23 protein-coding genes are annotated in these 20,656 nt (G+C 43.8%); 9 read left to right on the top strand and 14 right to left on the bottom strand.

Going from position 1 to position 20,656, the window contains the following annotated elements; genetic code table 11:
- Positions 1–4: 4 nt before the first annotated feature.
- Positions 5–397 carry a DUF2750 domain-containing protein gene (locus ACK5MF_RS02360; RefSeq protein ID WP_416918991.1) on the top strand — a complete coding sequence of 131 codons (393 nt, stop codon included), beginning with the start codon at positions 5–7 and terminating at the stop codon, positions 395–397.
- Positions 398–457: 60 nt separating this feature from the next.
- Here the strand turns inward: ACK5MF_RS02360 and ACK5MF_RS02355 are convergent, their stop codons facing one another.
- The 6 genes from ACK5MF_RS02355 to pspF all read right to left on the bottom strand — a co-directional run bounded on the left by ACK5MF_RS02355 (position 458) and on the right by pspF (position 6,888).
- Positions 458–1,246: an ATP-binding cassette domain-containing protein gene (locus tag ACK5MF_RS02355; protein WP_416918989.1), complete on the bottom strand. Its 789-nt coding sequence runs from the start codon at positions 1,244–1,246 to the stop codon at positions 458–460.
- Positions 1,243–2,238: an oligopeptide/dipeptide ABC transporter ATP-binding protein gene (locus ACK5MF_RS02350; protein WP_416918988.1), complete on the bottom strand. Its 996-nt coding sequence runs from the start codon at positions 2,236–2,238 to the stop codon at positions 1,243–1,245. Before ACK5MF_RS02350 ends, ACK5MF_RS02355 begins: the two co-directional genes overlap by 4 nt.
- A complete protein-coding gene (locus ACK5MF_RS02345) occupies positions 2,238–3,125 on the bottom strand; it encodes an ABC transporter permease subunit (RefSeq protein ID WP_416918986.1) in 888 nt (295 codons plus the stop codon). The genes ACK5MF_RS02350 and ACK5MF_RS02345 overlap by 1 nt, the downstream gene beginning before the upstream one ends.
- On the bottom strand, positions 3,112–4,074 hold the full coding sequence (locus ACK5MF_RS02340) for an ABC transporter permease (protein ID WP_416918984.1): 963 nt from the start codon (positions 4,072–4,074) through the stop codon (positions 3,112–3,114). The genes ACK5MF_RS02345 and ACK5MF_RS02340 overlap by 14 nt, the downstream gene beginning before the upstream one ends.
- Positions 4,074–5,696 carry an ABC transporter substrate-binding protein SapA gene (gene sapA, locus ACK5MF_RS02335; protein WP_416918982.1) on the bottom strand — a complete coding sequence of 541 codons (1,623 nt, stop codon included), beginning with the start codon at positions 5,694–5,696 and terminating at the stop codon, positions 4,074–4,076. The genes ACK5MF_RS02340 and sapA overlap by 1 nt, the downstream gene beginning before the upstream one ends.
- A 190-nt stretch (positions 5,697–5,886) precedes the next feature.
- On the bottom strand, positions 5,887–6,888 hold the full coding sequence (gene pspF, locus ACK5MF_RS02330; protein WP_416918980.1) for a phage shock protein operon transcriptional activator: 1,002 nt from the start codon (positions 6,886–6,888) through the stop codon (positions 5,887–5,889).
- Positions 6,889–7,134: 246 nt separating this feature from the next.
- Between pspF and pspA the strand changes: the two genes are divergently transcribed.
- The 4 genes from pspA to ACK5MF_RS02310 are packed head-to-tail and all read left to right on the top strand — an operon-like array spanning position 7,135 to position 9,050.
- Positions 7,135–7,806: a phage shock protein PspA gene (gene pspA, locus ACK5MF_RS02325; RefSeq protein WP_416918978.1), complete on the top strand. Its 672-nt coding sequence runs from the start codon at positions 7,135–7,137 to the stop codon at positions 7,804–7,806.
- A gap of 30 nt (positions 7,807–7,836) precedes the next feature.
- Positions 7,837–8,070 (top strand): envelope stress response membrane protein PspB, encoded by a 234-nt coding sequence (pspB, locus tag ACK5MF_RS02320; RefSeq protein WP_416918976.1) that lies wholly within the window; start codon positions 7,837–7,839, stop codon positions 8,068–8,070.
- Positions 8,063–8,452, top strand: coding sequence for an envelope stress response membrane protein PspC (pspC, locus tag ACK5MF_RS02315; protein ID WP_416918974.1), 390 nt, complete (start codon positions 8,063–8,065; stop codon positions 8,450–8,452). The genes pspB and pspC overlap by 8 nt, the downstream gene beginning before the upstream one ends.
- Positions 8,453–8,486: 34 nt before the next feature.
- A complete protein-coding gene (locus ACK5MF_RS02310; protein WP_416918972.1) occupies positions 8,487–9,050 on the top strand; it encodes a DNA-3-methyladenine glycosylase I in 564 nt (187 codons plus the stop codon).
- Between the two features lie 95 nt (positions 9,051–9,145).
- On the opposite strand, the gene ACK5MF_RS02305 is transcribed toward ACK5MF_RS02310, so the two are convergent.
- On the bottom strand, positions 9,146–10,351 hold the full coding sequence (locus ACK5MF_RS02305) for a cystathionine beta-lyase (protein WP_416918970.1): 1,206 nt from the start codon (positions 10,349–10,351) through the stop codon (positions 9,146–9,148).
- Positions 10,352–10,432: 81 nt separating this feature from the next.
- Positions 10,433–11,887 (bottom strand): cardiolipin synthase, encoded by a 1,455-nt coding sequence (cls, locus tag ACK5MF_RS02300; RefSeq protein WP_416918968.1) that lies wholly within the window; start codon positions 11,885–11,887, stop codon positions 10,433–10,435.
- Between the two features lie 365 nt (positions 11,888–12,252).
- On the opposite strand from cls, the gene ACK5MF_RS02295 reads away from it, so the two are divergent.
- The 3 genes from ACK5MF_RS02295 to ACK5MF_RS02285 all read left to right on the top strand — a co-directional run bounded on the left by ACK5MF_RS02295 (position 12,253) and on the right by ACK5MF_RS02285 (position 15,369).
- Complete coding sequence (locus ACK5MF_RS02295) at positions 12,253–13,587, top strand: sodium-dependent transporter (protein ID WP_416918966.1); 1,335 nt, start codon at positions 12,253–12,255, stop codon at positions 13,585–13,587.
- 149 nt (positions 13,588–13,736) lie between these two features.
- Positions 13,737–14,432: a TIGR01621 family pseudouridine synthase gene (locus ACK5MF_RS02290; RefSeq protein ID WP_416918964.1), complete on the top strand. Its 696-nt coding sequence runs from the start codon at positions 13,737–13,739 to the stop codon at positions 14,430–14,432.
- A 4-nt stretch (positions 14,433–14,436) separates the two neighbouring features.
- On the top strand, positions 14,437–15,369 hold the full coding sequence (locus ACK5MF_RS02285) for a class I SAM-dependent methyltransferase (protein WP_416918962.1): 933 nt from the start codon (positions 14,437–14,439) through the stop codon (positions 15,367–15,369).
- Positions 15,370–15,435: 66 nt separating this feature from the next.
- On the opposite strand, the gene ACK5MF_RS02280 is transcribed toward ACK5MF_RS02285, so the two are convergent.
- From ACK5MF_RS02280 to rbsD, 3 genes are all read right to left on the bottom strand, one after another.
- A complete protein-coding gene (locus ACK5MF_RS02280; protein WP_416918960.1) occupies positions 15,436–15,879 on the bottom strand; it encodes an META domain-containing protein in 444 nt (147 codons plus the stop codon).
- A 226-nt stretch (positions 15,880–16,105) separates the two neighbouring features.
- Complete coding sequence (rbsK, locus tag ACK5MF_RS02275) at positions 16,106–17,029, bottom strand: ribokinase (protein WP_416918959.1); 924 nt, start codon at positions 17,027–17,029, stop codon at positions 16,106–16,108.
- Between the two features lie 123 nt (positions 17,030–17,152).
- Positions 17,153–17,572, bottom strand: a complete 420-nt coding sequence (gene rbsD / locus ACK5MF_RS02270) for a D-ribose pyranase (RefSeq protein WP_416918957.1) — start codon at positions 17,570–17,572, stop codon at positions 17,153–17,155.
- Positions 17,573–17,905: 333 nt separating this feature from the next.
- Here rbsD and ACK5MF_RS02265 point away from each other — a divergent pair, with 333 nt between their 5' ends.
- Complete coding sequence (locus ACK5MF_RS02265) at positions 17,906–18,154, top strand: DUF1289 domain-containing protein (protein WP_416918955.1); 249 nt, start codon at positions 17,906–17,908, stop codon at positions 18,152–18,154.
- 58 nt (positions 18,155–18,212) lie between these two features.
- Here ACK5MF_RS02265 and ACK5MF_RS02260 read toward each other — a convergent pair whose 3' ends face one another.
- From ACK5MF_RS02260 to ACK5MF_RS02250, 3 genes are all read right to left on the bottom strand, one after another.
- Positions 18,213–18,440, bottom strand: coding sequence for a hypothetical protein (locus ACK5MF_RS02260; RefSeq protein WP_416918953.1), 228 nt, complete (start codon positions 18,438–18,440; stop codon positions 18,213–18,215).
- Between the two features lie 175 nt (positions 18,441–18,615).
- The gene (locus ACK5MF_RS02255; RefSeq protein ID WP_416918951.1) at positions 18,616–19,713 is read right to left on the bottom strand and encodes an ABC transporter permease; all 1,098 of its coding nucleotides are present in this window, start codon (positions 19,711–19,713) and stop codon (positions 18,616–18,618) included.
- Positions 19,710–20,636: an ABC transporter ATP-binding protein gene (locus ACK5MF_RS02250; protein ID WP_416919049.1), complete on the bottom strand. Its 927-nt coding sequence runs from the start codon at positions 20,634–20,636 to the stop codon at positions 19,710–19,712. The genes ACK5MF_RS02255 and ACK5MF_RS02250 overlap by 4 nt, the downstream gene beginning before the upstream one ends.
- Between the last annotated feature and the right edge of the window lie 20 nt (positions 20,637–20,656).

Raw genomic sequence — 20,656 nt, 5'->3', positions numbered from 1 at the left:
TAATATGTCCAATGCGTTAACCGCGGAACAAATCGCGACAATCAATCAGTACGACCAAGAGCAGCGTTTTAAATACTGCATTAAAGAAATTGTAGCGAATCAACAAGTGTGGATTCTCAAAGACGAACATGGCTGCGTAATGTTGAATACCGAAGACGACGATTGCGTGCCAGTTTGGCCGAATCGAGAGTTTGCTGAAGCCTGGGCAACCGGTGAATGGAGTTCTTGCGAAGCAGAAGCTATTTCGTACAACAAATGGCGTAGTCGGTGGACAAGTGGTTTAGAGCAGGATGACCTTTCTGTCGTCGTTTTCCCAAATGATAATGAAGAAGGCGTGGTGCTATTTCCTGATGAGTTTGATTCCGAACTCGATAAGCAAAACGCTCGTCGTCAATAGGCTTCAAGTAAAAAAATAGAGCCAATGTTTGGCTCTATTTTTTTACTTGAAGCCTATTTTTTACTTAAAGCTAGGCGCTTTGTTGAAATGGCTCTCAATCATACGTTGCGTTATCGGGTGTTGTGGATCTGCTAACACCTCCAATGTATCTCCAAATTCAACCACTTCACCTTCGTGCATCACCATGATTTTGTCCGTAATGTGTTTAATAACACCGATATGTTGGGACACATAGATAAACGAGACGCCCATTTCTTCTTGCAACTCCAAAAACAAGTTAATGATTTGAGAGCGCATCGCCATATCTAAACCATTGAGTGCTTCATCAGCAATAATTACCGATGGTTGCAGAATAAGTGCTCGCGCAAGACACACACGTTGCTTCTGACCTGTAGCAAGCATCTGTGGATAAAAATAGGCATGTTCCGGTAGCAGACCAACACGCTGTAATGTCTCTTTGACCCGCTTTTCACGCGCTTCAGGAGGCATGCTAGTGTTCCGTTTTAGCGGCCCCTCCAATATGCGACCAATTTGAATTCGGGGATTCAATGAGGTGTTAGGGTCTTGGAAGATCATTCGAATGAGCTTACAGCGGGCTGAATAATCTTTATGTTCAAGTAATTCACCGTTAACGCGAATCTGTCCTGATGTTGGCTCGATCATTCCGGCGAGCATTCGTGCGAGCGTGGATTTCCCCGAACCGTTTTGTCCGATAAAGCCGATCGTCTGACCCGCTTCAAGAGTGAAACTCACCGGTTTAACGGCTTCATGCACTTTTTTACGGAACAAGCCAGAGCGCGTTACAAAGTTCTTTTTTAACTCACTGACTTCTAATAATGAAACGCTCATGATTTTTGCTCTACGTTAAGAGGGAAGTGGCAAGCGAATTTGTGATTCTTAATAATTTGACTTCTTGGAACTTCAACACATTGCTTTTTAGCGTATGGACAACGTGGTCCTAAGCGGCAGCCGATGGGCAAATGCTGTAGTGGCGGTATTGAACCCGGCAGAGAGTGAAGTTTCTGTTTGTGTGGAATCCAATCACTGAAATCTGGCATCGCTTTTAGCAACGCCGCGGTATATGGATGCTTAGGTTCTTCGAGAATTTTATTGGTATCTGCCGATTCAACAGACTGACCACAGTACATTACGGTAATGCGGTTTGCCCATTGAGTTATGGTGGTTAAGTCATGGCCGACAAGCAATATTGAGGTGTTGTTAACCTGATTCATACGGCTCAACAAACGCAGTATTTGAGATTGTGTGATTGGGTCTAAATCATTGGTTGGTTCATCAGCGATCAGTAGCCTTGGCTTCACGGCAATCGCCATGGCGATCATCACTTTCTGGCATTCACCATCCGTCAGTTCGTAAGGATAGCTTCGCATTAGGCGTTTATGATCTTTGATGCCGACTTTATGCAGCAGGGCAACGGCTTGTTTATGACGCCAAGTGAAGCGTTGCCACAATTTACCGTCAAATGTTCGCATAGGAATAGATTCAATCAGTTGTCTACCGACTTCTTCTGATGGATCGAGACAGGTTGATGGTTCCTGGAAAATCATCGCAATGTCACGCGCGATAACACGCCGTCGTTCTCTGGGCGTAAGCTGAAGTAAATCAATATTGCCGAGTCGCATACGGTCAGCGGTAATTCGCCAATTTTCTTTAGTCAGTCCTACAATTGCTTTTGCAACTAAGCTCTTACCTGAACCTGATTCACCGACAAGACCTCGAATTTCGCCTTCGTTTAGGGTGAGACTCATACGATCAACCGCCTTTACCAGTCCTTGAGGCGTATCAAGTTCGATAGTCAGATGACGAATATCTAACAATGGCATTATTCGACTCCTGCATTTAATGCTTGGCGAGCGCCTTCACCAACAAGGTTTATCATGACTACGGTGTACATAATCGCAAGACCAGGAAGGGTAACAGTCCAAGGGGCGAGATAGATCAGCTCGACAGAATCACCCAGTATGGCGCCCCACTCAGTACTTGGGGCTTGTGCGCCAAGACCTAAAAAACCCAATGCTGTGATATCAAGTATTGCAATAGACAGAGCCATTGTAAGCTCTTGTGCTAGCATTGGCAGTGTATTCGGTAATATGGAGTTCCAAAGTAGATAAAAGTCCGTAGCACCATCAAGACGAGCCGCCATTACGTAGTCTTTTTCGACTTCATTGTGTACAGCAATATAAACCGAACGAATAAACCTCGGCATGAGAGCCAGGCAGATCGCCAACAGTACGTTAAATTCGCCAAATCCCAAAAAGGCGACGAAAATAATCGCCAGTAACAGTGAGGGAATAGACATTACTGTGTCTAATAGATGGTTTAGTGTGCTTGATAGAAGGCCTTTCGTCATCCCAGCAAAAATACCGATTAAGCATCCGATGAACGCTGCGATAAACGTGATAACGACAGAAGCACCAAAAGTGAGTTGTGAACCATCGATAAGACGAGACAAAATATCGCGACCTAAATCATCTGTACCGAGGAAATACTCTACTGAACCTGATGGATCCCAAGATGGTGGCATAAGAAGATGACCCGTTTGGGCATGTGGTTCATGAGGCATCAACCAAGGCGAAGCCAAGGTAATGACTATGATTAAACTTAAGCTCCAGAGTCCAAACATGGCTAAGCTGTTGGCTCTGTAACTACGCCAAAAACGTTCAAATTGGGTTGGAATGTGCTCTTCCTGATAAATATTATTTGTTAGCATACCATTCCTTTCTCACCAGAGGGTTGATCATCGCACCGATCAAATCCGATAGAATATTTGCTGTTAATACCAAGGAACCTACAGCAATCACACCCGCCTGAATGGACACGTAGTCTTTATTCGATAGTGCATCGAGCAACCAACGACCAATACCTGGCCAGTTGAAAATTGACTCAGTAATAATAGCAAGAGTCAACATACTGGATAACTGAACACCAAATTTAGGAATGATAGGCGGAATGGCATTACGTAATACGTGCTGAGTAATAATTCGATAGTAGGATAGGCCTTTAATTCTTGCTGCTCGAACATAATTCTGTGACATCACATCCGCAACCGATGAACGCATTAAACGGATGACCTGTGTGGTAGGAGTCAACGCTAATACAAAGCACGGTAATATCATGTGTTCAAACACACTGTGCAGAATGTTGGCGCTGTTAATGCCTTGTGCAAAGAAAGCGTCGATAAGAATAAAACCGGTCACTGGCTGTACTTCATACAGCAGGTCATAACGCCCAGATACGGGGAAAATGCCATAATGTAGTGAGAAGATCATAACCATCATTAGCGCGACCCAGTAGAGCGGCGCAGAGTAACCTGACATGGAGGTAAAGGAGATAATGGTATCAATCCATTTACCTTGTTTCATACCAGCCACAGTACCAATCGGAAGACCAACAAACAGAGACAGCAAAAATGCAATGAAGCAAAGTTCCAGCGTTGCAGGGAACACTTTGACAAGTTCATCCGCAATTTTAACGCCGTTTTTATTCACGCCAAAATTGAACTGAGAGAGTTCGTTAAGATACATCCACCACCCATGCCAAAACTCCTGAACCGCCCATGGAGACTGGGGCTCAAGACGCAATAGGCTATACCCAACCAGAGTTAGGATAAGGAGAGTGATAATAAAGAGGTTAAATCGTCGTACCGTATAGATAAACATTATTCGGCAATCCTCTTCACTTCATTGAATGGCTCCACGCTAAAGGGACTTAGGCGGAAGCCAGTTAAAGATTTGTTGTATGCTTTAAACTGCATTCCATGTGCGATAGGAATAACAGGAAACTCTTGGTTCAAAATGGTTTGCGCTTGTTTGTAAAGATTGAGGCGATAACGAGGTTTATCGACTTCTAATGCCAAATCAAGTAAGAAATCGAAATCGCTATTACACCACATGGAAGCATTAAGCCCTGCCAGGTTCGATCCACAAGAAAGTAGAGGGCGCAAGAAGTTATCTGGGTCACCCGTATCACCTGTCCATCCTCTCAGAAACAGGTCGATATGACTCATTTCCGCCAACTGAGAGCGATTTGCATTGCTTTCAGGAATAAGTTGCAACGTTACGCCAATATTCGCTAGATTCGCCTGAATCATCTCTGCCATTTTTCGCGGGCTAGGGTTGTATGAACGAGGTTCAATAGGCACTGACATCGTCATTTCCAAACCATTCGCGTAACCAGCATCACGCAACAAGCCTAGCGCGTAATTACGGTCGTAGCGGATCTGAATGTCATCTTTTTGATATGCCCAAGAGCTTGGCGGCAAAATATTGTAAGCAATACTTCCCGTTCCGTAGTAAACAGAATCAAGTATGTTTTGACGGTTGATGGCAAAGTTCAGTGCTTTACGCACTCGAACGTCATTCAAGGCAGGATGTGAAGTATTGACGGCGATGAAAGCCACGTTCATTGCAGGTTTAATCGATAGGTCAATATTGTCTTGTTTTTGAATAACAGGAATCTGACTAGAAATTGGGAAGCTCAACACATCGCACTCATTACGGAGAAGCTTTGCTAGTGTCCCTGTACCCCGTTGAGAAATATCGAATACAACCTGTTTCATTTTTGCCGGGCTATTCCAGTAACCATTATGGCGGCGTAGACGAACGAGATCGTTAACTTGGAATTCTTCCAGATAGAATGGACCTGTACCGACTGGCTGTGCATCAATATTGTGTTTTTCGTCCCTAATCTGAAGCTGTTGACCATACTCTTCTGACAAGATAACCGCATGAGTGGTTGAAATATTTGATAAAAAGCTATTGTCAGGGCGGTTGAGTGTAAACTTCACTGTTTGGTCATCAACGGCGGTTACGTCTTTTAAAAGGTTCGAGAAATTAATACCGGCAAACCAAGGATAGTTACCATTGCTGACGTAATGAAATGGGTGCGTTGGATCGATAATTCGTTTAAAGCTGAACACGACATCTTTAGCATTCAATGGGCGAGTTGGTGTAAACCAAGTCGTAGTATGAAAATTCACACCAGTGCGAAGGTTAAAGGTATATTCTGTTCCGTCATCACTGACTTGCCATTGAGTTGCGATATTTGCAATTGGCGTGTGAGTATCCGGATCAAGCTTCATAAGGGTATCGTACAACTGCGGGCTTAATGCTTCAGATGTAATGCCACTATCCACGAGCTGAGGATTAAAGGTACTAGGGCTGCCTTGACCACAATACACAAAACCGTTTTGGCGGATTTGGCTATGGTCGATCTCTTCTCCACAGCCAGCAAGAAAGCTTAGTCCGCATAATCCGAGCGTGATTCGTAATAAAGAGTTCATATAGAAAAACAGTGTGGGAAACGAAGCAAGGTAATTATTCCGCCGTAGTTATGAGCGATAACTTTTCTATTAGTTCTAAAAATAACAGTAGTTCTAAAAGTAACAGCCACGTTTAGTCATAATCACGTTTGCCTCAAAATCCTGTTAATTTACCATTCTTTAACGTGTTAAACCAAGAAAAAGGATAGGGTTATTCATTTTTTGAGAGTTGATATTTTCTCATTAGCCCTCGAAATTGATGATAGCTTAATCCGAGCGATTTAGCTGCTTGTCGTTGATTAAACTTGGCGAATTTCAGTGATTCAGTAATCACGTATTTGTCTTGCTGCTGTTGCCACTGTTTAAAATCCATTGGAAATGCTAATTCAGTTTGCTTTGAATTATCTGTCTTTACTGCTTCTTCGCGTAATTTTTCATCAGTTCTCCATTCTGCTTTGAATGGATTGAAGATCAGAGAATCGATGGGAAAATCCGCAGTACCGTGCTGATAAACGGCGCGTTCAACCACATTCTTCAGTTCCCGAATATTCCCCGGCCAAGAGTACTGAGTGAGATCGTTGATTACTCGTAATGTAAAGCCGGCAAAAAACGACAGCTCAAGCTCTCGGCACATTCGAATCGCAAAATACTCTGCCAGTAGACCAATATCGTCTTTACGTTCACGAAGTGGTGGGAGATGAATGACATCGAATGCCAGGCGGTCTAGCAAGTCGGCTCGAAAGCCGCCGTGTTGGGCGAGTTCAGGCAGGTTTGCGTTGGTTGCACACACCAAGCGCACATTGGCATTGAGTGCTTGATTACCGCCTACACGTTCGTATTGTCCATATTCAATAACTCGCAACAGTTTCTCTTGTACCGCTAAAGGTGCCGTGGCGAGTTCATCCAAAAATAGAGTGCCGCCTTCAGCTCGTTCGAAGCGACCCTGGTGTCTGCCCTTGGAACCTGTGAAAGAACCAGACTCGTGACCAAACAGTTCGGAATCGATCAATCCTTCATTCAGTGTTGAGCAGTTTAGCGAGATCAACGGCTGATCCCACCGTTTTGATAGATAGTGAAGACGTTGAGCGATGAGTTCTTTACCTGTACCTCGTTCACCAACGATCAGTACTGGGCGGTCAATAGGAGCAAGGCGAGAGACCTTATCCAGTACGGCGTGAAAGGCAGGGGATTCCCCAATTAAATTCTGTTGCACCGTTATTTTTCTCCTTTCATGACTCAGTTTTCATTGGTCTGAAGTTAGTACTGATAAACATCAGCTAAATCGGTTGGCGAAATTCACCAACTATTGGTGAAAATGTTTATAGCATAGTCTTGGTGATTTTATATTTCAATGTAACTATTTGAAAAATATGACCTGAAAAGCTGGCATGGAACTTGGAATATTGTCAGTGATAATCGATTTAAACAGTACAGCTTGATTAAGTATAGGGAGTCAGATATGGGTATTTTTTCTCGTTTTGCAGACATTGTTAATTCCAATATCAGCGCATTGCTTGATAAGGCGGAAGACCCTGAAAAAATGATTCGTCTTATTATCCAAGAGATGGAAGACACGCTGGTGGAAGTTCGTACCAACTCAGCTAAAGCTATCGCAGACAAAAAAGAACTGGCTCGTAAAGTTGCCAGTATCGATGAACAAATTGAAGATTGGCAAAGCAAGGCTACGCTAGCATTAAACAAACAGCGTGAAGATTTGGCGCGTGCTGCTTTAATTGAAAAGCAAAAACTTCAATCCGTTCTGAAGAGTTTGCACACTGAGCAGACGTTGGTTGAGGAAACCATTGATAAGCTTACGGGTGAAATTACTAAATTGGAAAGCAAAATCACAGAAACTCGCGCCAAGCAACAAGCACTTGCTATTCGTTCGCAAACTGCGGTAAATCGTCGTAATGTGCAGCGTCATCTGCATACCAATCGCACTGATGAAGCAATGGCGAAGTTTGAGCAGTATTCGCGTAAAGTGGATGAACTGGAAGCTGAAGCGGATCTTTATGCTCAATCGGCACAAGGTAAATCACTTGACCAAGAGTTTGCCGAACTTCAGGCTCAAGACGAAATTGAGCAAGAACTGGCAAAGTTAAAACAACAAATGCAACAGCATCAGCAATAATCCAATAACTATAAATAATAGGAGCAGTCTATGGCTTCAGTATTTTTCGCTGGACCTCTTATCGTCTTCCTGATTTTTGTCGCGCCACTGTGGCTGTTTCTGCACTACCGCAGCAAACGTAAAGTCGGCAGCGGTCTTTCGTCAGAAGACTATGAAATGTTGCAAAAAATTTCCGATAAGGCGAGTGGCTTACAGGCTCGGGTGGAAAATCTGGAACGAATTCTTGATGCAGAATCGCCAAACTGGAGAAGAAACTATGAATAGCCGCGAACTATACAGAGACCCTATCAACGGTAAGATAGGCGGTGTATGTGCTGGCCTTGCAAATTACTTTGGTCTGGAAGTGTGGGTTGTTCGTATACTGGTTATCTCGGCAGGTTTGTTGGGTGGTGGTTTTCTAATCGTGCTGGTGTATGTTGCTTTGATGCTAATGTTAGAAAAGCAGCCATATCAGTATCAGCAAACGGTAAAAGCACAACGTGAGCACACATTAAAAAGCAAACCTTGGGAGCAGGGGCAAACAGCAGATGCGCTGCTTAATACCCTAAATGAAGACCTAAACAGGGTTGAAAAGCGAGTTCAGAATATGGAAGCTTATGTCACTTCTGAAGCTTTCAAAGTGAACCGAGAATTCAATAAATTATAAAAACAGATCACAATGACGAAGGAAAAAGAACAGTATGGCTGACAACGCGGATAACACCTGTGCATGGGCAATGAAACATCCTTTAGAGCGAGAATATCATGATGCTGAATGGGGGATTGCTGTGCATGATGACACTAAGTTGTTTGAGTTTATTACATTAGAAGGTGCACAGGCCGGATTAAGCTGGATAACCATATTGAAGAAGCGCGAAGCTTACCGTCAGGCATTTGAGAATTACGATATCAATAAGTTAGCGCAATACGATGAAGGACGTGTTCAGGCGATCATCGACAATTTTGATGTGGTAAAGCATAAAGGAAAAATCGCCTCTGTGTTCTCCAATGCCCGGGCGGCAATTGAACTAAAAAATGAGTTTGGCTCGATTGATAAAGCATTATGGCAGTTTGTTGGTGGTCAACCGAAAGTGAACCACTGGCAGGATATGAGCCAAATACCAGTATCGACAGAGGAATCAAAAGCGATGAGCAAGTTTCTTAAAAAAAGAGGCTTTAAATTTGTTGGCGAGACTATCTGCTACTCGTTGATGCAGGCTGTTGGAATGGTTAACGACCACCTAGAACATTGCCCTAAGAAATAAATCTATATTCATGAAAAAAGAGCACTGAAGAGTGCTCTTTTCGCTTGCCTAGCCGATTTAATAGGATGAATTTTTTCTCATCTATTCCGAACAAATTAGGCAGTCACCGCTTGCTCCAAAATTATCGAATTGTAGCGAGCTAAACCGGCTTCTAGATCAGCGATTAAATCATTCACATCTTCTAAGCCAATATGCAGGCGAATAAGCGTACCTTCGAAATGTGGGTTTGCCACGGTACGTAGGCTATTAAAGCTATTGGGTTCATTAGCGAGAATAAGACTTTCAAAGCCACCCCATGAATACCCCATGCTGAAATGCTTCATTCCATCTAGCAGGGCTGTGGTGGCTTTAGGGCTGGATGTTTTAAGCACAAACGAAAACAGACCATTACCACCGGTAAAATCGCGTTTGAAAAATTCGTGCCCCGGGCAAGAAGGCAACCCCGGGTGGCGAACATGATCCACTTCTGGGCGTGCAGCCAACCATTCGGCAACTTTCATACTGTTTTCGGCATGTTGACGAAGACGAACATCAAGCGTACGCAAACCGCGTAATCCTAAATATGCATCGTCCGGTGATACACATTGCCCCATCAAATAGCTTTGTTCACGCAGTTGTGGCCAGTATCTTTCCACCGAAACGGCGGTACCAAGCATCACATCTGAGTGACCGACGATGTATTTCGTTGCGGCTTGAACAGAAATGTCTACACCGTGCGCGAATGGAGAAAAGTTAACGCCAACCCCCCATGTATTATCGAGTACCACAATGATGTCAGTTTCATGAGCAATGCTTGATAACAGAGGAACATCTTGGACTTCCATGGTAATAGAACCCGGAGATTCCAAGAATAGCAATTTGGTGTTCGTTTTAATCAGCCCGCGAATGTCTTCACCAATCATTGGATCGAAGTAAGTGGTTTCTACACCCAATTTCGCAAGGATTTTGTCACAAAAGTCGCGTGTTGGTTCGTAACAGGTATCCACCATCAAAATGTGGTCGCCCGTTTCTACGAACGATAAAATGGTGTTGCTGATTGCAGCCGTACCACAAGGATAGAGTGCACAGCCCGCGCCACCTTCTACTTCATTCATCGCCTCTTGAAACGCAAAATGAGTGGTTGTACCACGACGTCCATAGAAGAGTGTTTTATTGGTGCGGTTCGCAGCGGCGTGATTTTTTTCCGCAACGCTATCGAACACAATCGTTGAAGCTCGTTGAACGGGCGGGTTAACTACTCCGTTGGTCCACTTTTTATTACGACCAGCGGTGACTAGCGTAGTTTTCTTTCCTTCTGCCATGGTTTGTCCTTGTTAAATACATCGTTTGCCTATTTAAACCATGGAGCCATGTTTGAATGCAACCCTGCAAAGACAAAAAGATCAAAGAAGTGGGTTAAACAGGTAGAATACACGTTCTAAGAATCGATAGCCAAGTGGGCGTTTCTCCCAACGCTCGTACTCAACTTCTTTTGATTGTTCGATATAGCTTTGCTGTAACCAATGCATTTCTTCGGTGAATTCTTGGTCATCGACCGCAAGTGTTACTTCAAAGTTTAGCCATAGACTGCGCATATCGAGATTTACTGTTCCAACCAAACAGAACTTTCTATCAATAACTACCGATTTGGTGTGCAGTAAACCGCCGTAGAATTTATGGATCGTGACACCAGCTTCGAGTAATTCACCATAAAACGATCGAGAAGCCCATTGAACCATCAGCGAGTCATTTTTTAATGGAATGATTAAATCTACTTTAATTCCGCGTTGCGCTGTCATTTTCAGCGTTGCCAATAGATCAGCACTGGGTACGAAATAGGGTGTAGTAATACACACTGACTCGTTCGCCTGATTAATCGCAAGGGTTAGTACTTGTGATATTAAGTTTTCTGGCATACCGGGGCCAGACGGAACCACTTGAATAGGATGTTGAGGTAAATGTGGGTTCAACTGGCACTCTGGCTGTGGAGGGAGTTCGCGTTTACCGGTCTCAACTTCCCAGTCCCAGCAATGAATGGCAGAAAGCACGTTGACCGTAGGACCCGTCACGCGAACCATGATATCAATCCACTGCCCAACGCCAGAGTTTTGCTTGAAGTAGGCCGGATCAACCATGTTCATTGATCCTGTATACGCGACTTTGTTGTCGATAACGATAATTTTACGATGCTGGCGAAGGTCTAGACGACGCAAGAAAATACGCCAAGGACTGACTTCCAGTGCTTGAACCAGTTCAATGCCGGCATCTCGCATCATTTTTTCCCAATGGCTGCGGAAAAAGCGGGGGCTTCCCGCTGAATCAAGCAGTACTTTGACATCAACACCTCGTTTTGCTGCTTGAATCAAAGCTGAGGCGACAGAATCGGCCAATCCACCTGGATGCCAAATGTAGAACACAATGCGGATGGTTGACTGCGCTTGTTCAATATCGTCAATGATGGAGTGGAGAATTTCATTTGGTGAATTTAACAACGATAAGGTGTTTCCGGAAAGAGCAGGAATACCCATGCGGTAGTTACACAGTTCGTCTATTTTATAGATGTGTGCGCCCATGGTTTCTGGCATGTGAGCCTGACACTCATTTAAAGACTGAAACCACTCACCAAATGGTGCGAACATTTCTTTGGCTCTGTCTGCTCGTTTGCGGCCCAAATTGAGCTCGCCAAACAAAAAGTAACAAATCACCCCAAGAATTGGCAGGATATAAATGACCATAAGCCAGGCTAAAGAGACGCTGACAGCATTGCGTTTGAGTACCACACGCAACGTAACACCGGCAACAAGGAACCAGTAGAGGGCAATGCCTGCAAGCGTTAGAAAATGATAAACCTTATCCATGAGTCACTTATATCTGAAATACTGAATGTTGATATTAAATCTAAAGCATAAGTGAAGAAAGAAATTAGCGTCAATGAATGTAAAAGAGTGTGCAGCGGGATGCTTTTGAATGGCTGGTGATTTGTAGGAATAAATTCTTACAAATAGAATAAAAAAGCATCATTTAATCTATATAATAGATCTAAATGCCATAAATTAGTCTGTTCGGGCTTCCAATTTTATTCTCAAACTGTTTTACTTGCCACCACTTCGATATCTATTGATATTTTTGTTTGTGTAAAAATTAATGTACACATGGCAATTGGATATCGACATACATATAACGCAAACACACTTTAATATAAAAACAGATTGGTATAAAAATTATGGCAAGTAGTTCTAGAGGTCAGTTCACCTCTCGATTTGGCTTCATCATGGCAGCAGCGGGTTCCGCTGTAGGCTTAGGAAACGTCTGGGGATTCCCAACTCAAGCTGCAAGTAATGGCGGTGCGGTATTTCTTTTTGTTTATCTGGCTATGGTTTTCCTACTTGCATTTCCGATGTTGGTAGCCGAACTCACCATCGGTCGTTACGGCCAGTCTAACCCGATTAGCTCATTCAAATCTATTTGGCCACAAGGCAAAACCGGCGCAATTCTGCTTGGTGTTGTGGGGCTAATTGTTGTGTCTTTGATCCTGGCGTTTTACGCAATCGTGGCAGGTTGGCTGATCGGGTCTTTCTTTGGCAGTGGTTTAACACTGTTCGGTATGGATAGTGCGAGCCATTGGTTAACCAGTTTTGGTACTGAGCGTAACTTAGTCTTGATGGTCTCTTTCATGGCTATCACTATGTATGTTGTTCGTAGTGGTGTTGCTGATGGTATCGAAAAGTGGTCGACTCGTTTAATGCCGCTGCTATTTGTACTGTTTGCTCTACTGGCGGTTTACATCTTCACCCAAGAAGGCTCAATGGAAGGCCTGAAGATGTACCTTATCCCTGATTTTTCTCACTTTACGCCATCTTTGATTGTGGGTGCGATGGGACAAGCATTCTTCTCGCTATCTTTAGGTGTGTGTGTGATGACCACATACGGCTCATACCTAAAGAAAGACACCAATATTCCAAAGACTGCAGCTCAAGTAGCGCTTATCGATACAGGTGTTGCGTTTATTGCTGGTCTAGTGATTCTGCCAGCCATGTTTGTCGCGAAAAATCACGGTGTAGAAATTTTTTCTGAATCTGGCGAGCTTCTGAATTCAGATACACTGGTGTTCACTGTTCTGCCAGCAATGTTTGATACTATGGGCTCTGTTGGCGCAATTATTGGTGTGGTGTTCTTCTTGCTAATGATTATCGCGGCTCTTACTTCATCAATCTCAATGTTAGAAGTGCCAGTATCTTGTGCAACGGAAGAGTTAAAGCAGAACCGTAACACCGCTGTTCTTTGGATTGGTGGTCTGGTGACTATCGTGTCAGGTGTGATCGTTATGAATTTCTCAAGCTTATTTGGTTTAGTTATCCAATTCACAACGGTTTACTCTCAGCCAATCATTGCTCTGCTGATCACGCTTCTAGCCGGTTGGATTTGGAACCGAAACCATGTGCTGAATGAGCTTAAAGAAGGCTACTCAGAAATCGAAAGTAGTTGGTTCTGGAAAATCTGGCCGACCTATGTGCGTTTTGTCTGTCCGGTGCTAATGCTGCTAGTGTTTTTCGCATAACTGTTCTGCTTGTATGACAGATAGTTAAGTTTGAAGGGTCGCTTTTAGCGACCTTTTGCATTTTTACGCTATCGAACGGTTGAAATGTAATGTTTTACTGACCTTTATTCTCAGTTGAGTATAATGGCCGTCCGTTATTGAGGGGCAAAATGTTCGATATTCTATTTACTCATGCTGATTTTCTCGTTATCAACAAACACCCGAATGTATCGGTGCATAAAGATGATGGCGATACTATGCTTCTGCAAGAAGTGGGGAAGGTCAGTGGCGATTCTCAGCTCTATTTGGTGCACCGTTTAGATAAGATGACATCGGGCATTTTATTGTTGGCGAGAAATGCTCCGGCTGCCAGTGAGTTATCTCAGGCGTTTGCTCATCGAGACGTGGAGAAATTTTATTTGGCGCTTGGCAGCAAAAAACCAAAAAAGAAACAAGGAGTAATCAGCGGCGACATGGAGCGTTCGCGACGTTCTTCCTGGAAGCTGATTGCTAGTCAACAGAACCCTGCCATTACTCAGTTTTTCTCGGCATCTGCGCAACCGGGAGAGCGGTTGTTTCTTTGTAAACCTCATACCGGGAAAACACATCAGATTCGCGTAGCACTGAAGTCGATAGGTTCCTCCATCATAGGTGATCCTATTTACAATACATCAAATCAAGCAGACCGAGGTTATTTACATGCGTTCGCTCTGACGTTTGTATATTCAGGTGAAGTCTTTCAGTTTGTTTGTGACCCTAGAAATAAACCAAACCTCGGTCAGAAATGGAACGATGATGTTGTAAGGCAAAACATCGAATTATGGTTACAACCTTGGTCATTAAACTGGCCATCAGTGAAAAAGTAATATTATGCAACTCTCTGCTTTACCTATATTTTTTGAAGAGCTGAATGCTCAGTTAGCACAAGCTCCCGATGAAGTTCGTCGACTGTTTCATGGTCGCGGTCAACGTTGGGACGGTTTGGAACAAATCACTTGTGACTGGTTGCAAGGGCAACTGGTGGTCAATCTATTTAAAGAAGTGGAAGAAGACTTTCTACAAGCTCTTGAGCTCGGTTTACAAACGTTATCTCAATCTAACCTGTGGCAGCAGCGAAACGGCAACTGCATCTTGCTGCAGCACCGCTATGCCGAAGGAGCGCCTTCGCAAGTATTGTGGGGAGTGCTGAATGCAAAGTCGGTTGTGGTTGAAAGCGGTCTGAAATATCAGCTTGATATTGGCAGAAACCAAAATTTTGGTTTGTTCCTTGATATGCGTTTAGGTCGCGACTGGGTACGAGAGCACGCGAAGCATAAAACTGTTCTTAACTTGTTTGCTTACACCTGTGGTTTTTCTGTGGCGGCAATCGCTGGTGGTGCAGACAAGGTGGTGAATGTCGATATGGCGAAAGGGTCTCTATCAAAAGGACGTGAAAATCATCTGCTGAACCAGCACAACCTCAATAAGGTGAGCTTTCTTGGTCATGATATCTTTAAATCGTGGGGCAAAATTAAAAAATCTGGTCCGTATGACCTGATTATTATCGATCCGCCATCATTTCAGAAAGGTAGCTTTGCACTCACTAAAGACTATCAGCGTATCCTTCGTCGCTTACCTGAGTTGCTGAATGAAGATGGTGAAGTACTGGCTTGTGTCAATTCGCCAATGGTAAGCAGTGATTTTCTGATTGAAGGGATGGCTGTGGAAGCACCGAGTTTAACCTTTCAATATCGCTTAGATAATCCGCCAGAATTTGCAGATATTAATTCGGAGTCAGCACTAAAGGCATTGGTGTTTAGCTGAGTTGTTTCTGTTCATCGAATACAAAAATAGCAGCCACTGGCTGCTATTTTTTATGATGACATACGATCAGTTCATATAGTCAGCAAGTTTGAATGTCAGGGTGTGTATATCGTTTTTCAGCACTAAGGAATCTTTCGTCAAGGTGATATCACTCCAGCCTTGCAGCGTTTGAGAAACTGCTTGTTCAGTATCCATGATGTCACCAATACACATCTTCATGGTTTTGCCCATTTTTTCAATACGGAACTTGTTGTCCTTCAGTTCCGCTTGACCAAAGAAGTTGTTACAACCAGCATTACCACTCGCGATCATTTTCTCACTGATTTCTAAGCTAGGAGTTTTTAAGCGTTCATTCTTCACTACGTCTTTACCATCAACTTGGATAAGCTGCCAATTGTGATGTTGTAGATCTTGAGCCGTAATTTGCACGTCATCCCCCGTACTTTGACAAGCCGTTAGCATTACAGGTAGCGTAACCGCTGCAAGTAGCGATTTTAAAATCAGCTTCATATGTTTCACTCCGAATGTGGACATTGGGCTCAGTATAGACAATAAAACACTGTTTTTGTCAGCCGAAGGTCATAGATTGAACCTCGTACTACATCAGCTTGTTCGTTACTTATTGATATGTATAAATTTTAACGAATGGTCAATTGCCAAATGTAAGGCATTTGCTAAACCTGTTTCGCACAGAGCACGCTTAAAGCCTTCATTGTTGCCGTGACACCTGTGCCCTTTAGCTCTGTTCTGCTAGGAATGCATCAACCTCTGCCCGTTGTGGAATTGAGGTTTGTGCACCAAAGCGAGTAACCGAAATCGCCGCGGCTGCATGGGCAAATTTAATTGCTGATTCTAAAGGCATTTCTTCTAACAAACCAGTGACAAAAGCACCGTTAAAGGTATCACCGGCGGCGGTTGTATCTGTCGCTTTCACTCTAAAGCCGGGAATGATGCTGCCTTTGCCTTGTTGTTGGCTCAACCAGACACCTTTTGCACCTAAAGTAATCATCACGGTTTCAATACCTTTGCTGTGAAGTGCATCTGCCGCTTGTTGTGCTGTCTGATCGTCAGATACAGCGATGCCCGTTAGCACTTCGGCTTCGGTCTCATTGGGCGTAATGATATCAACACAACTCAAAAGCTCATCTGGTAGCTCACGAGCTGGTGCTGGATTTAAGATGACTTTAGTTTGTGCACTTTTTGCTACTTGTACCGCTTTGATAATGCCATCCAGTGGTGTCTCAAGCTGAGCAAGCAGATATTGCGCGTTGCTGATTTGACCTAGGTTTTCCTCAATCGCATTTGCTGTCAGTTTTGCATTGGCTTCGGCTGAAATACAAATACTGTTTTCACCGCTGTCTGCAACCTGAATCATTGCAATGCCAGTAGGGCAGTTAGGTTGAAGCTTCACACCGGATACATTGATACCGTCAATCTTGAAGCTTTCGCGAATATTGATACCAAATGAGTCATCGCCCACACAGGCTATGAAGCCGACATCCGCTTTCATTCGTGCGGCAGCGACCGCTTGGTTTGCTCCTTTGCCACCTGGAATGACTTGGTAATTGCGACCATGCAGCGTTTCTCCCGGGCGAGGGAAAGTCGGTACTTGAAGAACATGGTCAGCATTTACGCTACCGAATACCACCAACTTATTCATAAAGGTTGTCCTCAGTGTTTTAGGAAAAATAGAAAGATTTTATATTTTTATTCATTTTGCGTGTGAGATGCAAAACCTTAAAACTGTCTATTTTCCCTCTCCCTGCAAGGAGAGGGGAGGGAATTAAAAAACCACACCTGCTTGGAAAATGACGTTTGCGTAAGGTGTACATTCGCCGGTTCTGATAACAGCGCGGCTATCTTGTGTGCGCACTTTGAATTCTTCATGCGACACGTAGGCAATTTCGATGCTCTTACCACAACGAGCTTCTTCATCTTTAAGCTCTTGGAGCAAAGCGGTATGCAGCTCAGGGCTTATTTGGGCAAACTCGCTTGCCATCACCACTCCTTCAATTTGAGATTCAGAAAGAATCACGCGCACTGTGTCCAAAAACCTTGGGATACCATGAGTTAACGCTAAATCAATGCGCAGGGTTTCTTCAGCAATAGGTAAGCCAGCATCACAAATGGTGATCTCATCGGTATGACCAAGGGTTGCAATCAAATATGAAAGTTCTGAGTTCAGTAGGGTGCTTTTTTTCATTGTCTTACCTTTGTATTCGCAAATGTTTAGTCGCTGGAACAAAGTATTTTTATCGCAATAACGGTAAAAAAACAGTTCATCGAAACGTTTCGATGAATGCTAGGACATTCGATTTAACTTGGATAGGATGAGCGATTTCCTGTGTGACAGTGATCGACGAAATAGATTCATCACTTTGTTTTCCAACTGATGAACAAGTATTTAGATTGATTAGAATTTGTTGATTGAAACTTCTCTTTTCTATACTTATAACTATTGAGCAACATTTTTAGTCGCTGAAGAAGCCGTTGAAATTTGACTTAACACCCAGTCACCAAAACAGAAGGTAATGTAATGGAACAGCTTGAATTTTTTACTGTCCCCAGTCCTTGCATTGGTGTTTGTTCAATGGACGATAAAGGCTACTGCCGTGGATGTATGCGTAGGCGGGAAGAGCGTTTTGGTTGGCTGGAGATGACGTCTGCACAGAAAATCCATGTTATTAAACTATGTCGACAACGCTATCGCAGAAAATTAGCTCAAGGTAAGACTAGCAACGAAGGGGCTCCCGAAGCCGAAAGCCCACAACAATCATTGTTTTGAAACAATCAATAACCTTTACTCCATTAGTTGTTGCAAGCAGCGGGCTCTTAAGTGGAGCTTACTTTAAAGTCCAACGGTCACTTACCCAGCCACCTGCATGAGCATCGAAGTGTGATCCGTTGAATTTGCTATTCATCTCTCTAAATGGTTCAGCATTATGTTGTTCGGAAATGATCGCTCGTATATGGCAAGCCATTGGGTCGGTAGGATCGGCGTTAGATGCTTGTGTCCTGATAGCAACTTCTTTGATCAGTTGCAGACGATAGCTATTACTCGCGCGTTTCATTTTGACCTCCGTAAACGATGTGACCATTAAAAAGTTAGGATCTGCTCATTTTTTAGTCAACGAAGAGCGAACTATATTTTTTCTAATGCGTAATTGTTCACAAAGTTGTTTGAGATACCATGAAAGCGTTGCTCAATAGTGAGTTGCGACGAATTCTCAAACTGGTTTTGTCTTCTTAATCCAAGGATTTTTTGAATCTTAGTGAAGCGACAATGAGGCCAAGAAGAGTAAAACCCGCCAACCATGCGGTGTCTTTCCATAAATCTGTTAAATCCGCCCCTCTAAGTACGATGCCCCGTATTAATCTCATAAAGTGCGTCGCGGGTAATACTTCGGCTATCCACTGCGCAAGAACCGGCATACCTTCATAAGGGAAGATAAATCCAGAAAGTAGAATGGAAGGAAGTAAGATAAACACCGTCATCTGCATCGCTTGTAATTGTGTATTGGCAAAGGTTGAGATCATAAGCCCTAGCGTTAAGCTGGCGGAAATGAACAGCAGGGTGCCAAATAGAATCTGACTCAGATCACCGTTAATGGGTACGTCAAAAATAAAATGTCCTAGCCCTAATATGATAAATACTTGAATCAAACCAACGAAGATGTAGGGGACGATTTTTGCGACCATTAATTCAATAGGGTGTACAGGCGTTGTAATCAGTAGCTCAAGATTACCGCGCTCTCTTTCGCGTACAATGGCGGCGCTGGTGAAGAGAATCATCGTCATCGTCAGTATGACACCCAAAAGACCGGGAACGATGTTGACCGCAGAGCGACGACTGGGGTTATAAAGCAAAGTGATCTCAAACGTAGCGGTGCTTGCTGGTTTTATGTTGAAATCAAAGTCAGTTAGAGGCATGGCTTTTAAGCCCATGATGAAGCCAGCAATAATGGTGTCTGAACCATCGACGAGCCATTGCCCAAGCTCTCTGCCTTCTTGTAAGCGCTGAAGTAAATCTTTCGGCAAAATTAACGCAGCGCGAACATCCCCTTGCTGTATAGCCTGTTCGGCTTGTTTCGCTGTCGCGTATTTTTCTGTAACCGTAACCACCTGGGTTAACTTAACCGACTCTGTGAGCAAGCGACCAAATGTGCTCTGGCTTTGATCGACCACCGCGACAGGAATATTGCGCACATCAGTATTGATAGCATAGCCAAACAGCAGTAGTTGTATCAGCGGTATCATAACCACCATAGCGAAAGTGATACGGTCACGTGACAGTTGACGCAGCTCTTTAATCATCACCGCTTTCATCCGAAATAGGCTATTCATTGGCGTCCTTTCCCTGTTACTGTGACAAACACATCTTCCAGACTTGGGCGTGCAATCACTAACTCGGTGTTTTGTAAACTGGGCTCAATCGTTTTCAGCCATTCGATTGGATTTTCTATTTCTCTGTTTATCAATACACGCAGGCGAACACCCAACTGTGCCGCAGAACGAATTTCTGGCCGAATTATGAGTTGTTCTTTGAGTTTGCGCAGATTCGTGGCTTTTACTTCTACCACATTGACGCCCATCTGCTGCATGAGCTTTTCTGGTTCGTCGTCAGCACGTATTTCACCCGCTTCCATAATCGCGAGTCTGTGGCAACGCTCCGCTTCGTCCATATAATGAGTGGTGACGAGAATGGTTGTACCTTGTGAAGAAAGGTCAAACAACTGTTCCCAAAATTCGCGTCTGTTTTCCGGGTCAACCGCTGAGGTTGGTTCATCGAGAAACAGCAGTTCGGGATTGTGCATAGTAGCAGCAGCGAGTGCAAGGCGCTGCTTCTGACCACCACTCATGCTCGACACACGTTGCTTTCTGCGTTTATCCAGCCCGTAAGTAATCAATTGCTCATTGGTACGCAGAGTGAGTGCTTTGCGGTCCATACCAAAGATTTGTCCCATGAACTGCAAGTTTTCTTCAACGGTGAGTTCGTCGTAAAGGGAAAACTTCTGGGTCATGTAACCTATTTTTAGGCGCAGCAGTTCCGATTGTCTGGGGATCTCTAACCCCAGAACTTTTACCGAACCAGAAGTAGGGCTTAGCAAACCCGTCAACACTCGGATGGTGGTGGATTTACCGCAACCGTTAGGTCCCAAAAAACCATAAATACTGCCTTTGGCAACATTTAAATTAATACCCTCTATGGCGGTGAAATCGCCAAATTTCTTAACGACGTCATTGGCCTGAATTGCGTATTCTGTCATCGCTGCACCTTTAGTCATCG

Source organism: Vibrio sp. (assembly GCF_047973365.1).
Classification (GTDB): domain Bacteria; phylum Pseudomonadota; class Gammaproteobacteria; order Enterobacterales; family Vibrionaceae; genus Vibrio.
This window is presented reverse-complemented; position numbering and strand designations above follow the sequence as displayed.

Excerpts from the sequence above, each read along its gene's own strand:
- ACK5MF_RS02360 (WP_416918991.1), top strand. The coding sequence starts at position 5 with ATGTCCAATGCGTTAACCGCGGAACAAATCGCGACAATCAATCAGTAC.
- ACK5MF_RS02355 (WP_416918989.1), bottom strand. The coding sequence starts at position 1,246 with ATGAGCGTTTCATTATTAGAAGTCAGTGAGTTAAAAAAGAACTTTGTA.
- ACK5MF_RS02350 (WP_416918988.1), bottom strand. The coding sequence starts at position 2,238 with ATGCCATTGTTAGATATTCGTCATCTGACTATCGAACTTGATACGCCT.
- ACK5MF_RS02345 (WP_416918986.1), bottom strand. The coding sequence starts at position 3,125 with ATGCTAACAAATAATATTTATCAGGAAGAGCACATTCCAACCCAATTT.
- ACK5MF_RS02340 (WP_416918984.1), bottom strand. The coding sequence starts at position 4,074 with ATGTTTATCTATACGGTACGACGATTTAACCTCTTTATTATCACTCTC.
- sapA (WP_416918982.1), bottom strand. The coding sequence starts at position 5,696 with ATGAACTCTTTATTACGAATCACGCTCGGATTATGCGGACTAAGCTTT.
- pspA (WP_416918978.1), top strand. The coding sequence starts at position 7,135 with ATGGGTATTTTTTCTCGTTTTGCAGACATTGTTAATTCCAATATCAGC.
- pspB (WP_416918976.1), top strand. The coding sequence starts at position 7,837 with ATGGCTTCAGTATTTTTCGCTGGACCTCTTATCGTCTTCCTGATTTTT.
- pspC (WP_416918974.1), top strand. The coding sequence starts at position 8,063 with ATGAATAGCCGCGAACTATACAGAGACCCTATCAACGGTAAGATAGGC.
- ACK5MF_RS02310 (WP_416918972.1), top strand. The coding sequence starts at position 8,487 with ATGGCTGACAACGCGGATAACACCTGTGCATGGGCAATGAAACATCCT.
- ACK5MF_RS02305 (WP_416918970.1), bottom strand. The coding sequence starts at position 10,351 with ATGGCAGAAGGAAAGAAAACTACGCTAGTCACCGCTGGTCGTAATAAA.
- cls (WP_416918968.1), bottom strand. The coding sequence starts at position 11,887 with ATGGATAAGGTTTATCATTTTCTAACGCTTGCAGGCATTGCCCTCTAC.
- ACK5MF_RS02295 (WP_416918966.1), top strand. The coding sequence starts at position 12,253 with ATGGCAAGTAGTTCTAGAGGTCAGTTCACCTCTCGATTTGGCTTCATC.
- ACK5MF_RS02290 (WP_416918964.1), top strand. The coding sequence starts at position 13,737 with ATGTTCGATATTCTATTTACTCATGCTGATTTTCTCGTTATCAACAAA.
- ACK5MF_RS02285 (WP_416918962.1), top strand. The coding sequence starts at position 14,437 with ATGCAACTCTCTGCTTTACCTATATTTTTTGAAGAGCTGAATGCTCAG.
- ACK5MF_RS02280 (WP_416918960.1), bottom strand. The coding sequence starts at position 15,879 with ATGAAGCTGATTTTAAAATCGCTACTTGCAGCGGTTACGCTACCTGTA.
- rbsK (WP_416918959.1), bottom strand. The coding sequence starts at position 17,029 with ATGAATAAGTTGGTGGTATTCGGTAGCGTAAATGCTGACCATGTTCTT.
- rbsD (WP_416918957.1), bottom strand. The coding sequence starts at position 17,572 with ATGAAAAAAAGCACCCTACTGAACTCAGAACTTTCATATTTGATTGCA.
- ACK5MF_RS02265 (WP_416918955.1), top strand. The coding sequence starts at position 17,906 with ATGGAACAGCTTGAATTTTTTACTGTCCCCAGTCCTTGCATTGGTGTT.
- ACK5MF_RS02260 (WP_416918953.1), bottom strand. The coding sequence starts at position 18,440 with ATGAAACGCGCGAGTAATAGCTATCGTCTGCAACTGATCAAAGAAGTT.
- ACK5MF_RS02255 (WP_416918951.1), bottom strand. The coding sequence starts at position 19,713 with ATGAATAGCCTATTTCGGATGAAAGCGGTGATGATTAAAGAGCTGCGT.
- ACK5MF_RS02250 (WP_416919049.1), bottom strand. The coding sequence starts at position 20,636 with ATGACAGAATACGCAATTCAGGCCAATGACGTCGTTAAGAAATTTGGC.